The 17,126-nt window shown below is 58.5% G+C and carries 12 protein-coding genes and 1 pseudogene; 7 read left to right on the forward strand and 6 right to left on the reverse strand.

Translation table 11 applies throughout. The features are described from left to right. The 5 genes and pseudogenes from FQ389_RS20860 to FQ389_RS16015 all read left to right on the forward strand — a co-directional run. Positions 1–156, forward strand: a pseudogene (locus FQ389_RS20860) (IS3 family transposase); the annotation flags it as partial. Positions 157–607: 451 nt separating this feature from the next. Further along, the gene (locus tag FQ389_RS16000) at positions 608–1,270 is read left to right on the forward strand and encodes a class I SAM-dependent methyltransferase (RefSeq protein WP_144209438.1); all 663 of its coding nucleotides are present in this window, start codon (positions 608–610) and stop codon (positions 1,268–1,270) included. 171 nt (positions 1,271–1,441) lie between these two features. Then, complete coding sequence (gmd, locus tag FQ389_RS16005) at positions 1,442–2,464, forward strand: GDP-mannose 4,6-dehydratase (protein ID WP_144209441.1); 1,023 nt, start codon at positions 1,442–1,444, stop codon at positions 2,462–2,464. A 7-nt stretch (positions 2,465–2,471) separates the two neighbouring features. Continuing rightward, on the forward strand, positions 2,472–3,434 hold the full coding sequence (locus FQ389_RS16010) for a GDP-L-fucose synthase family protein (RefSeq protein WP_144209466.1): 963 nt from the start codon (positions 2,472–2,474) through the stop codon (positions 3,432–3,434). Positions 3,435–3,585: 151 nt separating this feature from the next. Next, positions 3,586–4,317, forward strand: a complete 732-nt coding sequence (locus tag FQ389_RS16015; protein ID WP_144209444.1) for an FkbM family methyltransferase — start codon at positions 3,586–3,588, stop codon at positions 4,315–4,317. 281 nt (positions 4,318–4,598) lie between these two features. Here the strand turns inward: FQ389_RS16015 and FQ389_RS16020 are convergent, their stop codons facing one another. From FQ389_RS16020 to FQ389_RS16045, 6 genes are all read right to left on the reverse strand, one after another. Beyond that, complete coding sequence (locus FQ389_RS16020) at positions 4,599–5,390, reverse strand: ABC transporter permease (RefSeq protein WP_144209447.1); 792 nt, start codon at positions 5,388–5,390, stop codon at positions 4,599–4,601. Next, on the reverse strand, positions 5,390–6,130 hold the full coding sequence (locus FQ389_RS16025; protein ID WP_144209450.1) for an ABC transporter permease: 741 nt from the start codon (positions 6,128–6,130) through the stop codon (positions 5,390–5,392). The genes FQ389_RS16020 and FQ389_RS16025 overlap by 1 nt, the downstream gene beginning before the upstream one ends. Further along, entirely contained in the window at positions 6,127–7,074 is a 948-nt protein-coding gene (locus tag FQ389_RS16030) for an ATP-binding cassette domain-containing protein (protein WP_144209453.1), read from the reverse strand. The genes FQ389_RS16025 and FQ389_RS16030 overlap by 4 nt, the downstream gene beginning before the upstream one ends. 92 nt (positions 7,075–7,166) lie before the next feature. Continuing rightward, a complete protein-coding gene (locus tag FQ389_RS16035; RefSeq protein WP_144209456.1) occupies positions 7,167–10,115 on the reverse strand; it encodes an MMPL/RND family transporter in 2,949 nt (982 codons plus the stop codon). 7 nt (positions 10,116–10,122) lie between these two features. Beyond that, positions 10,123–13,008 carry an MMPL/RND family transporter gene (locus FQ389_RS16040; RefSeq protein ID WP_144209459.1) on the reverse strand — a complete coding sequence of 962 codons (2,886 nt, stop codon included), beginning with the start codon at positions 13,006–13,008 and terminating at the stop codon, positions 10,123–10,125. Between the two features lie 9 nt (positions 13,009–13,017). Then, entirely contained in the window at positions 13,018–13,437 is a 420-nt protein-coding gene (locus FQ389_RS16045; RefSeq protein WP_144209469.1) for an MmpS family protein, read from the reverse strand. Between the two features lie 986 nt (positions 13,438–14,423). Here FQ389_RS16045 and FQ389_RS16050 point away from each other — a divergent pair. After that, complete coding sequence (locus FQ389_RS16050; protein WP_069399532.1) at positions 14,424–14,654, forward strand: MbtH family protein; 231 nt, start codon at positions 14,424–14,426, stop codon at positions 14,652–14,654. A gap of 44 nt (positions 14,655–14,698) precedes the next feature. Further along, the coding region (locus FQ389_RS16055) for a non-ribosomal peptide synthetase (RefSeq protein WP_144209463.1) at positions 14,699–17,126 on the forward strand (2,428 nt) is incomplete at its 3' end.

Below are 17,126 nucleotides of genomic sequence, written 5' to 3' on the forward strand. Positions count from 1 at the left end.
CGCCGCCGCTGGAACACCCGCGAGCAGCTACGCATCGCCATCGTCACCTAGGTCGAACGCACCTACCACCGCCGACGCCGACAGGTCGGTCTGGGCCGGTTGACCCCCGTCGAGTTCGAAGCAATCATGACCACACCAACCAGCCAGACCGCGTAACCGAAACTGTCACCTACTCGTGCAGCAGACCCGGCGGGCTGGGTCACAGCTCGGTGCGTTGTCGCTTGACAGATCCCGATCGCGAGTCGTTGCAACACGTTGGGCAAACTAGTAGCACGATGTGAGGCACGGGCTTGGAATGACCGAGAGTCGCTGGTCGAGTTGGTGCAGAAGTCTGGTGGTGTAGAACCGCCGTCAGCGTTGAAAAATGACGTGCGCCTGGAGTAACGACGCGTGTTCCGACACGTATCTCCGATGCCGTTCATCGGCAGCGAACATGCACCGGGTGCCGCGCCGTTTGGGTATCATGCGAGGTTCTGGATTGAGGGTAAGACGGAAACTAGCGTTTTAGGTATCCACGTGCTCTGTTGCGGAATTTGGATGGGCGTCTAGCGTCAATATTGTTTCCTGTAGGAGAAAGGTAAAAGCTTGATATGATTGATAGCCGACTGTGAGACGGGAGGGTGGCGGAATTATTCTTGAAATGCATAGATTGACTGGCGATCTCATGCTGGCCATGACGACTGTCGCGACTGCAGTGAGATATCAATTCACGAAGCAGAAGATTCGGCGTCTACTGAAACAGCGGAGCGAAATTTCCATTGAATTAGGCGCGGGCCAGAAAAAGGGCGTGGGTGAATGGCTCACAATAGACCTTACATCCCAGAGCGATCTCTATTGGGATCTGAGAAAGGGGATCCCATTTCCGGATAAACGAATCAGCCGCATCTACTCTTCTCATTTTTTTGAGCATCTATCGTTTCCCGAGATTCAACAGTTCCTTCAGGAATGCAAAAGAGTCCTCATTCCGGGTGGCGAATTCTCGATCTGCGTCCCCAACGCAAGGATCTATCTTGAGGCTTATGTAAAGGGTGAGTCGATGGACTCGACTTTCTTCGGTTACGCACCAGCGTACAATAATACTACGCGCATTGACTATGTTAATTATATGGCCTATATGAACGGCGAACATAAATACATGTTCGATGAGGAAAATCTTGTCTTCATCTTAAAGTATGCGGGTTTCTCGAATGTCCAGTTGCGCGAATTTGATCCAGCAATAGACTTGCTGGAAAGGGACTTTGAATCCATCTATGCTCAGGGCGAGAAGTGATCTGGAGGATGTGTCGTGCAGATGTGTGGCGATCGGCGACCTGGAAACGCCCTCGCCATCTACCATGAAGCGGCAATGGCTAGCGGTGGACACAACGCGGGGTGCAACGCCCGCGACGATGGGCTGCCAGGGGCGTGGTGACGATGACCGGTACAGAGAAGCAGGAAGCCAGTGAAGCGAGCGCTTATTACCGGAATCACCGGCCAGGACGGTTCGTATCTGGCCGAGCTGCTGTTACGCAAGGGATACGAGGTGCACGGGCTTATCCGTAGGGCGTCGACCTTCAATACGTCGCGGATTGATCACCTCTACGTCGATCCGCATCAACCAGATGCGCGGTTGTTCCTACATTACGGTGATCTCACCGATGGGACACGTTTGGTGAACCTGCTTAGGACCATCGCTCCCGACGAGGTGTACAACCTGGCTGCCCAGTCGCACGTGCGAGTCAGCTTTGACGAGCCGGTGTACACAGGTGATACCACGGGCATGGGGTCGCTCCGGCTACTAGAGGCCGTTCGACTCTCGAAGGTGGACTGCCGCTTCTATCAGGCCTCGTCATCAGAAATGTTCGGGGCCTCGCCGCCGCCGCAACACGAGAACACCCCGTTCTACCCGCGTTCACCGTACGGCGTGGCAAAGGTTTATTCGTACTGGGCGACGCGCAACTATCGAGAGGCGTATGGCCTATTCGCGGTAAACGGGATCTTGTTTAATCACGAATCCCCAAGGCGCGGTGAGACATTCGTGACCCGTAAGATCGCCCGTGCCGTTGCGCGCATCAAAGCGGGCGTCCAGCCGGATGTCTACTTGGGGAACCTCGATGCAGTACGTGACTGGGGCTATGCGCCCGAGTACGTCGAGGGGATGTGGAGGATGCTGCAAACTCCTGACCCGGACGACTTCGTTCTCGCGACCGGTCGCGGTTACACAGTTCGCGAATTTGCACAGACCGCGTTCGAGCATGCCGGACTCGACTGGCAAAGGTATGTGAAGTTTGATGATCGCTACCTACGTCCGACCGAAGTGGATGCCCTGATCGGCGACGCAACGAAAGCCACCCAATCACTCGGTTGGAAGGCATCCGTGCACACTGGAGAGCTGGCACGGATTATGGTCGACGCCGATGTTGCTGCCCTTGAGTGCGATGGCACGCCCTGGATCGACGAGCCTTCATTTCCGGGCTGGAGCTGAACAGAAAATGGGCACATCATTTGGTGCTCTTGATCGAGGGAGTCCGGTTTATATCGCAGGGCACCGCGGTCTCGTCGGCTCTGCACTGCTGCGGCGATTCCAAGCCGAGGGATTCACTGATCTGCTTGTGCGGTCTCACGATCAGCTGGATCTGACTAACCGAGCAGCAACCTTCGACTTCGTCATGGACTCGAAGCCTGAAGTCATTATCGATGCTGCTGCGCGCGTTGGCGGCATCCTGGCTAATGACACTTCTCCCGCCGATTTTCTGTCCGAGAATCTGCAGATTCAGGTCAATCTACTCGATGCAGCCGTGTCGGCAAGGGTTCCGCGGTTGCTGTTTCTCGGCTCGTCATGCATATATCCGAAGTTCGCTACACAACCGATTCGGGAACGGTCTTTACTGACCGGAGCCTTGGAACCTACCAATGACGCATATGCGATTGCTAAGATTGCCGGCATCCTTCAGGTTCAGGCGGTCAGGCGTCAATACGGCCTAGCCTGGATTTCAGCGATGCCAACCAATTTGTATGGGCCAGGAGACAACTTTTCTGCCTCGACCTCGCATCTGCTACCGGCACTGATCCGCAGGTACGACGAGGCCAAATCGAGTGGCGCTCGGGTGGTGACAAATTGGGGAACCGGGAAGCCGCGGCGCGAGCTATTGCACGTTGATGATTTGGCGAAGGCGTGCCTGCATCTTCTCGGACACTTCGACGGTCCGCAACACGTAAACGTGGGGACCGGTACCGACCACACGATCAGAGAGATCGCGGAAATGGTCGCAACAGCGGTGGGCTATACCGGTGAAACACGTTGGGATCCAGGCAAGCCGGACGGTACGCCTCGCAAACTCTTGGATGTTTCGGTCCTGCGTGAAACAGGATGGATTCCGGAAATCTCACTTCGGGATGGCATTGAGGCGACCGTGGCATGGTATCGTGCGAATGCCGATGCGGTGAGGCGCTAGTTTGAGTCGCACGGCGCTCGTGATCACTTACGGGTGCACCGATCGTCAGCTCTGGTCAACCCGAGGATGCCGCAGACGCGCCTCTAGTCGGGATTTTGCGTCTGCTCGAGTCAGCCATTCCTAGTCCACGCCCGAGTGTTAATGTAACAGGGTGGCACTCTTCCGCCCTGGCGGGTTGATCGCACGTGGCACCACCTTCGAAGTGTCTTTTCCCTACTCCGAGGGTGGTTTGAAGCGTCAGTTTGTAAAGCAACTCGAGTCTCGTCAAGTAGATATCGTCTTCGACATAGGCGCCAACTCGGGACAGTATGCTTCCGAACTTCGCAAGGCAGCCTATAAAGGTCGCATCGTTTCGTTTGAACCGATATCGTGGGCGTTTTCAAAGCTGCAACGTAATGCATCGAAGGATCGACTTTGGGATTGCCACCGATACGCACTAGGCGATAGTGACGGCACGATCTCAATAAATGTGGCGGGCAACGCCGGCGCAAGCAGTTCGATCTTACCGATGCTGAAGAGTCATCAAGATGCTTTTCCGCCAGCTAACTACGTCGGCACCGAGGAGGTATCGATGCGTAGACTTGATTCCGTGGCGTCAAAATTTCTACGTTCAGGTGACCTGGCATTCCTAAAGATCGACGTTCAGGGATTCGAGAAGCAGGTAATCGCGGGAGGCACATCGGTAATTAACGACCATATAATCGGACTGCAGATAGAATTGTCGTTCCTCCCGTTGTACGAAGGGGGGATGCTTATACGTGAAGCACTCGATTTAGTTTATTCGATGGGCTTCACCTTGACCGGTCTTCTACCTGGTTTTATTGATCCTCGCGATGGTCGGATGCTGCAGGCTGACGGAATTTTTTTTCGTGAGCAAAATTGATTGGGTTGGTGTCCGGTTGTTTGCTCGATGTCTCGCTATTTGCCCGAATGAATTATCAAGAGATATACCTAACATCCAAGCACGCGACAAGCAAAAGTCGGCTGCCGTTGTCTCATCCACAGCTTGCTCGTCTCGATTTAGAGCGCAATGGTCCATGCGGCACAGGCGGTGCCAATGGTCGCTTACGGGGGTCGCAAAACGATGAGGGGAAGACTGTTCTCGGGACTCAGACAACGGCTTTGTGTTAGTGTGGGAGCTCGTGGAAGGCGCTGAAACAGGTCTCACGTTGTGCGCTCGGCAGCGATCCGGTAGCCACGTGCGGCGATTGGCACGAACACCGCGAGCAACCCGACTGTCCAGAGGAGGGTGATGGCCAATGGCCCTAGGAAGGGGCCGCCATGGGCCAGCGCCCACATCGTCTCGATGGGGGGAGACACTGGTTGAACGCGGACGAATGGCTGAAGCCAATCCGGATAGAGAGCGATCGGAGTGGTGCCGGGGTTAAGGAAAGCTAGTGAGATGGTCGCACCAACCAACCAAACCATCACGGTCCTGCCATTCGTACTGATTGCCAGCGCCATAACGAATGCTGTGAATCCTACTACCGCAACCGACGGGATCAGGATATAGAACAGGACTGTATACCAGCCGTGTGTAAACCGCAGGCCCATTGCCACCCCAACGGCAGTGACGAGGGTCGTCGCAACGAGTGCGCGTGCCGCGTCGGCGGCCATTCGCCCAGCTAGCGCACTCGCTCGATGTACCGGCAACACCCACATCCGGCTGAGCAGTCCCAACTCACGCTCTAAAGATAGATCGACGGCGGCGCCTAGAGTGCCGAACAATGCGGACATCTGGGCGCAGAGCGGGGCCAAGCCGTAGACGCTGTCGATTCCGGTGACCTTGCGCACGCGCTCACCCAGGACTATCTGATAGATGAGCATGAGACATATTGGAAAGGCAAGCGACCCGAGCAGCACGGCTCGATCGCGTCTCCAACGAATTAGGAGTCGGCTAGCTTGTATCCAGCTCTGGGTAAGCAATGCTCCCTGTGACCCAACCTGCTGTTTCACTAGCTTCGCCTCTGCACTCGCAGCGTGATCGCACCGAAGACGACCACCATGCCCGCAGACCAGGCAACGCCGGGTATCAAGTGGGTCATAGCTACGTGCCCAGCGCCTAGACCACGGAGGGATTCACACACCTGTGACACAGGTTGGTTACGTACGTACGGACGTAACCAACAAGGGAAAATGTTTTCGGGAGCGATTCCGGTCGACAGCATAAACAGCAGCAGCTGCGGGACGAACAACAATTGGCTGACAGCCTGCAAACTGGTTGCGGCTGATCCTAACGCGTCTGCACCAAGTGCCACGGCTAGGCAAAGAAGCAACGCAAGGACCACAAACGCCAGGGCGTAGACCGGTCCGCCGGTAAGTCGAAAGCCGAACGCATACGCGGCGACCATCGACACTGCTATCGCGAGCGTGGCGCGTACAAGTGTGGCTATCATTCGAGCGCCGACAGGCACGATGGCGGCTATAGGTAATGTCGCTAATCGTTCTCCCAGCTTGGTCAGGCGGTCGCGTGCGGCGCGATCCCCGGTAAACAGTGCGACGAAGATTACCGACTGCACGACTACCGCCGGTACCAAATATTGTGCGTAAGTCTGCCGCTGCGTGTCGATTAAGCCACCTAACGCCACGCTGAAGCCGGCCAAGTACACAATCGGCGAAACCATCTCGTAGACGATCCCTCCGTCGCGGATGGTAGATCTCAGGGAACGCTCTGTGAGCGCGACCAGAGCGCTCACGATTGCACTGTCGTCCGGTCAGTAAGGTGCAGGAATGCCTCGTCAAGCGAGGGCTTGCGTAGCGAGATATCGCTAAGTTCGACGCCGATCGCATCGATCCGACGAAAAACCTCACCCAGTGTGCCCAGCCCATCAGGAGCGACCACCGACACCGAGCCTGTGTCCAAGTCCGTTTCGATTCCATCGAGCCCGGCTAGCGCTGCCGTGACTTGTGGCAGATCGCCCGGATTCGTCGGTGTCACCTGGCAGTAACTTCCACCCACTCGTCGCTTGAGGTCCTCGGCGGTGCCGCTGGCGATCACCTGGCCCTGGTCGATGACAACAATCGAGTCGCTCAACACGTCGGCCTCTTCGAGGTACTGTGTGGTCAGCAACACAGTAATGCCCTTTTGGGCCAGGGAGCTCACGAGCGCCCATACCGCGCGCCGACTGCGTGGGTCGAGTCCAGTCGTCGGCTCGTCCAGGAAAAGTACTTGCGGTAGCACAGTCAACGCACTGGCGAGATCAACTCGTCGCCACATGCCTCCGGAGTAGGTGGATACTTGCCGGTCGGCGGCATCAACGAGGTCGAACTGTTCGATCAGCTCATCGGCGCGAGCCATTGCTTCGCGGCGCCGTAAGCCGCGAAGTCTGCCGTAGAGGACCAAGTTCTCCCGGCCAGTCAGCATCGGATCCATGGCGGCGAATTGCCCAGCCATACCAATGCTTGACCGGACCTTGGCGGACTGACGCACGACGTCATATCCGTTGACCAGGGCACTGCCTGACGTAGGGCGTATCAGCGTGGACAAGATGTTGATCGTGGTCGTTTTGCCGGCGCCATTGTGACCGAGCAAGCCGCATACGGTCCCAGCCGGGATCGAGAAAGTGACACCGCGTAGAGCGGATGTTTCTCGGCCGAATGTCTTTGTGAGGCCGACAAGCTCAATCGCCAGTGAACTCACGAAAGCGAGTATCTCACGGAGCGAGTCCGCATGTTTGCGGTATGGCGAGTACGTTTATTGTTCGATGGAAGTCGAGTCCTGATTGTAACGGTTTAGGAACTGCGCTGTGCAGAGGGCTTCGGGAGTTCGGCCGTCAAAGCGTCGTTGGAAATCTGTTCGCCTAGCAGGCTACGGACCAACAGACGCGGGCCTTCGGTTCGTAGCATTTGACTTGCCGGGCGCGGGCGAACGGTCTGCGGCCACCAGAACCACCGCCCCAGGAGTGCGGCGATTGATGGGGTCATGAACGAGCGCACGACCAAAGTGTCGAACAACAAGCCGAGACCGATTGTCGTTCCGACTTGACCGATGATCCGAAGGTCACTTGACGCCATCGAAACCATGGTGAACGCGAACACCAGACCGGCGTTCGTCACGACTTTACCGGTCCCACCCATGGCACGAATAATGCCGGTATTGACACCCGCAGCGATTTCCTCTTTCATCCGGGAAACCAGCAGCAAGTTGTAGTCCGACCCTACTGCCAAAAGCACGATCACCGACATCGGCAGGACCATCCAGTACAGCTTGATGCCCAGTATGTACTGCCAAATCAGCACTGAAAGACCGAACGAAGCGCCGAGTGACAGTGCCACGGTACCCACGATCACCAGAGCAGCTACGAAGCTGCGGGTGATAATGAGCATGATGGTGAAGATCAAACAGAGAGCGCCAATTCCCGCGATTAATAGGTCGAACTTAGAGCCGTCCTTGAAATCCTTTAACGTCGACGCGGTCCCGGCGACATAGACCTTGGCGTTTTCCAGGGGCGTTGTCTTGAGCGCCTCCTCGGCCGCCGTTCGGATCTTGTCGACGCGGTCCACGCTTTTGGGCGATGCGGGATCCCCCTTGTGGGAGATGATGAACCGCGCTGCCCTACCGTCCGGGGAGAAAAATTGCGTCATAGCTTTCTGGAAATCCGGATTTTTGAAAATATCCGGGGGTAGATAGAATGAGTCGTCGTTTTTGGAGTCGTCGAACGCCTGCCCCATCGTAGTGGCATCCTTATTGTCCACGTCTACCTGACTAATGATCCCATTCATGGTACTGTGTATTGTAAGGGTCGACGTTCTAAAAAACTCCATCGAAGCGATGATTTGTGGATATTGCTCAAGTAGCTGGGGCAGTAGTGCACCTAACTTGTGGAGATCAACGAGAAGGTCGCCAATCTTATCGCTTAACTCATCGATTACGTCAACCAGGCCGAAAATTGATCGGAAAGACCAGCAAACCGGAATGTCAAAGCAGTGCTTTTCCCAATAAAAGTAGCTTCTGATAGGTCTCAGGAAATCTTCAAAGTCGGCGAAATGATCACGCAACTCGCGTAATATTTTAGTCATTTCGTCAGTTTTGATAACTGACTCATGGGTCAGCGCGGTCAGCTGTTTCTGGAATTCGTAGACCCGCTTCATTGAAGCGAGCTGGATATCCATCATGGCGACCTGCCGGAGCATGTCATCTGTGCGTGCCTTGAGATATTTAATGTTTTGCGTTTGGGCAGCATTCTGCATGCTGAGCAGAAAAGGAATTGATGTGTGTTCGATCGGCGTGCCCTCGGGCCGGGTGATGCCCTGAACCCGCGCAATGCCGGGAATCTTGAAGATACCCCGTGCCAGCCGGTGCAGGACGATGAAGTCAGCCGGATTGCGCATATCGTGGTCCGACTCGATCATCACGATTTCCGGCAGCATGCGGGCCTGCGGGAAATGCCGGTCGGCGGCCGCGTAGCCCACGTTCGCCGGAATATCGTCCGGCATGTACAAGCGGTTGTTGTAACTCGTCTGGTAACCAGGCAGCGTCACCAAACCGACCAGCGCCACGGCGATCGTCGCGACGAGAATGGGCGCGGGCCAGCGCACGATCGCTGTCCCGATCCGGCGCCACCGACTGAACCGGATGGCCCTGGTCGGGTCGAGCAACCCAAATCTGCTTCCAACCGTGATGACCGCCGGTACCAACGTCAACGCGATCACGACCGAAACGACCATGCCCAACGCGCAAGGCGCGCCCATGGTCTGGAATATCGGCATCCGGGTAAAACTCAGGCACAACATGGCGCCGGCAATCGTCAAACCGGAACCCAGGACAACCGGTACGACACTTTCAAAAGTGGTGTAGAAGGCGGTTTCTCGATCCTCGCCCGCTTGACGCGCTTCCTGATATCGACCGAAGAAGAAGATGCCATAGTCGGTCCCGGCCGCCATCGCGATCGCAACCAGCAGGTTTACCGCAAACGTCGACAGCGCGACAATATTGTGATCGCCGAGAAACGCGACGATTCCCCGAGCCGCGAGTACCTCGATCCCGACAGTGATCAGCAGTAGGATCACGGTGATGATCGATCGGTACACGAAGAGCAGCACCACAAAAATGATCACCGCACCCACCGCGGTCATCTTCAGGATGGATCTGTCACCAGCCTGCTGCATATCCGAAAACAATGCGGACGGACCGGTGGCGTAAGCCTGGATCCCCGGGGGCGGAGGATTTTTCGCGAGAATTCCCCGGACCGCGGCAAGCGAGTCCTGGCCCAGTGTGGTGCCCTGGTTTCCGGCGAGGTTCAGCTGGACGTAGACGGCCTTGCCCTCGGCGCTTTGCGCGCCCGCGGCGGTGAGCCGGTCGCCCCATAAATCCTGAACGTGCTCAACGTGTTTGGTGTCAGCCCGCAACTCGCGAACCAACTTGTCGTAATAGCGGTGCGCGTTGTCACCGAGTTCGTGTTGGCCCTCGAGGACGAGCATGGCAACGCTGTCCGAGTCGGATTCTTTGAAGACCTTGCCCATGCGCAGCATCGCCTGTACCGCCGGCGCGTCTTGAGGGGCCAGCGGGACTGAATGCTCGCGCCCGACTCGCTCCAGCGTGGGAACCGCGAACGTCACCAGCAGCGTGAGCGCCACCCAGCCCAGGATGGTGAGCACTGACAGCTTGCGCAGTGCCCTGGCGAACGCCAGCTTTTCGGCCGGGGGCTCAGACTGTTGCACGCGGATGGGTTCTGTCGTCATGCGAGCCTCACCGCGTCTCTTTCAGCAGCAGTGACCGGACCAGCGGCCGGGACCCCAACGGCCGCAGCATTTGGCTTGCCGTTCGGGTGCGCACTTTCTGCGGCCACCAGAACCAGCGTCCGAGCAGCGCCGCGACCGACGGCGTCATGAACGCGCGGACCACGAGCGTGTCGAAAATCAACCCCATGCCGATTGTCGTGCCCAGCTGAGCGATGCTGCGCAGGTCGCTGACCACCATGGAGGCCATGGTGAACGCGAAAACCAGACCCGCATTTGTCACCACTTTGCCCGTACCGGCCATTGCCCTGACGATGCCGGTGTGTATGCCGGCGTGGAGTTCTTCTCTCATCCGGGACACCAAGAGCAGGTTGTAGTCGGATCCGACCGCCAGCAGCACGATCACCGACATCGACAGCACCGTCCAGTGGATTTGCAGACCGAGCAGGTATTGCCACACCAAGATCGACATGCCGAAGGATGCGCCGAGTGAAAGCAGCACGGTCCCCACGATGACAAGAGCCGCAATGAAGCTCCGGGTCATAATCAGCATGATGATGAAGATCAGGCAGAGCGCGGCGACGCCCGCGATCAACAGGTCGTATTTGGCGCCATCGACCAGGTCCTTCACCACCGCCGCGGTCCCGGTGAGATAGATCTTGGAGTCTTCCAGCGGCGTGCCCTTCAGCGCTTCCTCGGCAGCGATCTTGATCGGCTCAACACGGGAGAGACCTTCCGGGGCCGCCGGATCACCTTTTTGCGAGATCAGCATTCGCGCGTTTTTGCCGTCGGGCGACAGGAAGATTTTCATAACACGCTTAAAAGCCTCCGATGTCTCAATGATCCCGGGCGGCAGATAGAAGGTATCGTCATTCTTGGAGCTATCGAACGCCTGCCCCATGGCATTGGGATTCTGGCCTCCATTTATCTCCATCTGACCGATGGTGCCTTCCATGGTGCTGTGCATAGTAAGCATTATCGTTCGCATACTTTGCATTGTTTCAATCAATGGCGGTATTTGAATCAAAACTTGCGGCAAGATCAAATCCATCTTATCGAGGCCTATAACCAATTCAGCGAACTTGTCGTTGACCTCATCGACACCATCAAGTGCGTCAAAAATGGATCGCACAGCAAAACAAACCGGGATATCGTAACAATGCTTTTCCCAATAAAAATAGCTGCGAACCGGCCTGTAGAAATCCTCAAAGTCGGCAACGTGATTCCGTAACTCTTCCGTTACGGTTTGAATTACGTGGGTCCGCATAACCATGTCATGGGTAGTTGTGGTAAGTTCCTTCGTCACAGCTAACATATGCTGCAGCGAGGCGATCAATTTCGATAATTCTTCGGCTTGCTTCATAATGTCGTCCATGCGGTCTTTTTGGAACGCCATGTTCGTCAGCTGGTTCGACTGTGACATGCTCATGATGTAAGGGATGCTGGTGTGCGCCAACGGAGTTCCCTCGGGTCGGGTCACGCTCTGCACCGTGGATACGCCGGGTACCGCGAGGATGCCCTTGGCCAGCTGGTTGAGCATCAGCATGTCCGTCGGATTGCGCAGGTCATGATCGGTCTCAATCAAGAGAATCTCGGGCATCATCATTCGCGATTCGGGAAAATGTCGCGCAGCAGCTGTATTGCCGATGATTGCCGGAATGTCCTCCGGGATAAATTTCTGATCGTCGTAGCTCGGGTTATATCCAGATAATGTCAAAAGCCCAACCAGCGCCACGGCGGTCGAGGCGACGAGGATGGGGGCGGGCCAGCGGACGATTGTCGTTCCGATTCTTCGCCAACCGCGGACCTGAATCTTGCGTTTGGGTTCGAACAAACCGAAACGGCTTCCGGCCGCGATGAGCGCCGGTCCAAGTGTGATGGCGACGAGGACTGCAACGGCGATACCCACTGCGTTGGGAATGCCGAGCGGCTGGAAATAAGGGAGTCGGGTGAAGCTCAAGCAGAGTACCGCGCCTGCGATCGTCAGGCCGGACGCCAAAACCACCTTGGCAACGCTGCTAAAAGTGGTGTAAAATGCGGTTTCGCGATCTTCACCCGCTAATCGGGCCTCCTGGTATCGCCCGATGAAGAATATGCCGTAGTCGGTTCCCGTTGCAATGACTGCCGCAACTAGTAGGTTGACCGCGAACGTCGTAAGTCCGATGAGTTCGTGATAGCCGAGGAACGCCACCACTCCGCGGCCGATTTGCAACTCGAGCCCGACCATGAGTAGCAGCAGAATGACGGTGAAGATCGAGCGGTAGACGAGCAGTAGCATGATGAAGATCACCGAGAGGCTGGCCAGCGTGATCGTGGTGACCGTCTCCTGCCCCGCCTTGTTCATGTCCGCGACCGTTGCGGCGGGGCCGGTTACATATACCTTTAGCCCCTTTGGCGTAGGTAGTCCTGCCACAATGCTCCGGATGGCAGCTACCGATTCGTCTCCGGTGGTCGCACCCTGACTGCCGCCGAGGTTTAGCTGAACGTACGCCGCCTTACCATCGGTACTTTGTGCTGCGGCCGCGGTGACCGGATCTCCCCAGAAATTCTGAACGTGCTGGACATGCTTGGTATCGGCCTCGAGCCGGCGCACGAGCTCGTCGTAATACTTGTGATCGTCCTGGCCGAGAGGTCGGTCGCCCTCCAGCACAATCATTGCCAAGGCTCCGGAGTTTGATTCTTTGAAGTCTTGGCCAAGGCGTTGCATTGCTTTAAACGATGGTGCCTCTATGGGATTCAGCGACACCGAATGTTGTTGCTCAACCACCTCGAGCGGAGGGACGCCGACTGTTACAAAGACGGTAAGGCCGAGCCAGCCCAAGATGATGAGGACCGAAAACCGGTGGATCGCCCGCGCAATTAAGTGGTGGTCGCGCGGGTAGCTCTGTCCCGACATACTCGTCGCTCATGCAGCCGTCAGCACGCAGTACGTGAAGGCATTCACCTCGTGTGAGACCTTCTCGGCCTTGACGGTGCCATCAACGATGATGCGGCAGCCTATCGTGTCGCTATCGCCTTGTGCGACAACGTTTCCCACGATAGAGGGCAATGTAGTGGAGAGATCCATCGACCACGGCAGGGTGGCTCCATTGACATGCTGCGGGTCGGCGTTGACGTCGAAGTAACTGATATCCGCAACCGTACCCGGGGCACCGAAGACCTCGTACTTCAGGTGCTTGGGATTGAACGGCTTGCTGTCCTTGATTCGGGTGTCGGCATACGACTGGCGCTTCTCGGAGCCGAAGATGCCGTGTAGCCGTGACACGGTGAACCCGCCGGCGGTTAGCACTGCCACGATGAGCAGGGGGATCCACAGCCGGCCCAGAAGCCGCAGCGCGCCCGCTCCGATGTTTCGGCGGCGTGAGCGCGGGCCCTGGGGTGGTTGAGATTCGGGCGAAGGATGGCGGCCGAACCGCCCGAACCGACCGGATGGCCCGCTAGCGTCGGCGCTGCCTTCGGCGGCGACGTCGGACAGGGCTCGAACGTCGTGTTCGACCACCGCGCCCCCTTCAACCCATTCCTGGACTCGTTGTGTCACCCGCTCGAACCTGTGTCTAAAACCGCGATCACACCCTGCCAGACCTGCGGCGGTCATCTCAAACGAGCGGCGTTCGGCGAGTGCAACCAGATCTTGACGAGTAAACCATGTCAATGGCTCCGATATCGGAGCTTTGGTAACCCGATATCGAATCGTAACTCATGCCCCGTGCGTAACGGCACGTTATCCAAAGTGCCGAAAGTCCCCGGCGATGCAACTGTGGCCTGCATCATTGTCCCGAACAATAATGACGCATATTACATTCTTACCTCGAAGTTGCGCGAACGGCTCACCCGCCGGCGTTCTGAGGGCTTCAGCTAACCAAGTCGACGATTGTCGGTACCGCAAATTTGCCATCCGACATCGGCCTACTCTTTGACCGACCCGGTCATTCGCCGCGAGGTCCGGGCGGTGTTGCTGCGGCGTTCTCCGGCTGGGGGCGGCACCGGGGGCGTGGGGCTCCGCGCCGAGGCCAGCGCCGCCATGTTCAGATCGTGCAACTATTGAGCAACCTGGACGTAACGCATTCGTCTTCCCGGCCGGTTGTGCCGGACCCTTGTCAGGCAACAGACAGCCCGTGCCGTCGCTGCAGGTTACTGCACTCCCAGGCGCCAACGCCCGCACGTAGCGCCCCCGCAACCAATTACCAAGCGGTGTCACGAGTGCTTAACAGATCACACCGGGAACTTTGTCCAAACGCCCGACCAAGCCTGTTGGCCTCCAGTATCGTTTGGAACGATCCCGCTTACATCGAGAGAACGCCTGGAGATACGGTGAGCACGAATCCGTTCGACGATGATAATGGCAGTTTTTTCGTGTTGGTCAATGATGAGGAGCAACACAGCCTGTGGCCGACCTTCGCCGATGTGCCGCCCGGATGGCGGGTGGTTTTCGGTGAAGCAGACAGGGCCGCGTGCCTGGACTACATCGAGCAGAATTGGCCCGACATTCGGCCGAAAAGTCTGCGCGACCGGCTGGCAGCGGGGCGGAGTTTTGATAAGTAAACCGCCTGGGTACTCAGACTCGGGTGGAGCCTTGGGGGACGCGCATGGAGCGTGGTGAGCGGGCGCATCCGCTGACGCGGGGGCAGCTGGACATCTGGCTCTCACAGGAAACCGGTTTCGCGGGGACCGAGTGGCAGCTTGGACTGCTGGTCTGGATCGAAGGTGCGGTCGACCGCGTTTTGCTGGAGCAGGCCATCCGGCGGGTGGTCGCCGAGGCTGAGCCGGGCCGTGCGTCGTTCTTCGAGGCCGATGGCCACGTTATGCAGAAGGCTGTCGATTACGACGATACAGAGCTGGAGTTCCACGATTTAAGAGGCGCGGATGATCCGCTCCGAAAAGCGCGAGAGATGGCGTCCTTAATTCAGCGGACGCCAATGTCATTCTCGGGTCCGCTATTCAAATTCGCGCTATTCCAGACGCAGGATGCCGAATTCTATTTGTTCGCATGCTGCCACCACATCGCGGTCGACGGCATGGGGATGGCGCTGGTCAGCCGCCGGGTCGCCACCATCTACTGCGCGCTGGTGGCCGGTCAACCGGTGCCCGACCCTTACTTCGGCTCCCTGCAAGACCTGATCGACTGTGAGTCGGGCTACGAGGCATCCGCCGACTACCAGGATGACCTGGCCTATTGGCAGGAACACCTGCCATCCGAAAGCGTATTCCATTATCGGCTGCCCCAGGCGACCGGCGAGCGTGACCCATATTTGACGTCGGCGTCAGTTCAGTTGGACCCGGCGGTCGTGGGTCGAATGCAACAGCTGACGAAACAGTTGCGGGTACGCCGCTATGCGGCGATTACCGCCGCGTGCGCGCTGCTGGTTCGCGGCTGGTCAGGAAATGCGTCCGAAGTGGTGCTCGACTTCCCGGTCAGCCGCCGGGTAACTGCCGAGTCGAAGACGTTGCCCGCGATGTTGGCTGGCGTCGTCCCCCTGGTGTTGTCGACCTCGCCGGACGCCACGGTTGCCGACTTCGTCGCCCATGTCGACATTCGCATTCGGGAGCTGTTGCAGCATCAGCGATTCCCGGTGCACACGCTCGAAGGTGAGGGTGTTGCCCGGCAGGACGCCAGCCGCGTCGGCGTCAACTTCATTCCGTCACGGCTGACCCTGGACCTGGCCGGCGCCCCGGCGCACGCCGGATACACCAACCACGGCCCGGTGGGCCACTTCGGCTTCTTCTTCCTTGGCGCCGCCGACCAGCTGCACCTAAGCATCGCCGGTCCCGGACAACCGTTCGCGAACTTCCCGGTCGCCGACCTGGCCGCGCGGTTGCAGGCCGTGCTGTTGGCGATGGTCGAGGACCCCTTCGCGCCGCTGAGGTCGATCGACTCACTGGACAGCACCGACGCGGCGCGCCTCGACGAGATCGGCAACCGGGCGGTCCTGACCAAGCCGGCCAAGGCCAAGATGTCGATTCCGGCTGTGTTCACCCAACGTGTGCAGAGCGTGCCGGACGCAGTGGCGGTGACCTTCGAGGGCCGCTCCATCACCTACCGCGAGCTGGACGAAGCCGCGAACCGGTTGGCGCATCTGCTCACAAGTGAGGGCGTGGGCACCGGACAGTGCGTGGCCCTGCAGTTCGCCCGCTCGGCCGACGCGATCGTCGCGATCCTGGCGGTGTTGAAGGCCGGCGCGGCCTATCTGCCGATCGACCCGGCGTTGCCGACGGCGCGCACCGACTTCATGCTGGCCGACGCACGCCCGACGGCCGCGATCACGACCGCCGACCTGGTGTCGCGGCTGGACGCCAAAGACCTGGTGGTCATCGATGTCGCCGACCCGCGGATCGCGACTCAGCCGGCCACCGCCCTGCCGGCGCCCGACCCGGACAACATCGCCCACATCATCTACACGTCCGGCACCACCGGCACACCCAAAAGTGTCGCCGTCACGCATCACAACGTCACCCAACTGTTTGCGTGCTTCGACGCCGGGTTGCCCCGCACCGGTGTGTGGTCGCAATGTCACTCGCTGTCCTTCGACTTCTCGGTGTGGGAGATCTGGGCGGCGTTGCTCGGCGGCCGGCGACTCGTCGTGGTGCCGGAGACGGTGACCCGCTCGCCGGACGACTTCCATGCCCTGCTGGTCAAAGAGCACGTCAGCGTGCTCACCCAGACGCCGTCGGCGGCCGGGATGCTCTCGCCGGAAGGCCTGGAAACGGCCGCACTGGTGGTGGCCGGCGAGGCTTGCCCGCCCGAGGTCATGGACCAATGGGCGCCCGGCCGGGTGATGGTGAACGGCTATGGCCCCACCGAAACCACTGTGTGCGTGGCGATCAGTGCCCCCCTGGTCGAGGGATCGGGTGTGGTGCCGATCGGCTCGCCGGTCCCCGGCGCGGCCTTATTCGTCCTGGACCGTTGGCTGAAGCCGGTCCCGCCCGGCGTGGTGGGCGAGCTGTACGCCGCCGGCGCCGGGGTGGCCGTCGGCTACATGCACCGACCCGGGTTGAGCGCATCGCGGTTCGTGGCGT

Origin of the sequence: Mycobacterium tilburgii (assembly GCF_902168065.1) — a bacterium.
Taxonomy (GTDB): Bacteria; Actinomycetota; Actinomycetes; order Mycobacteriales; family Mycobacteriaceae; genus Mycobacterium; species Mycobacterium tilburgii.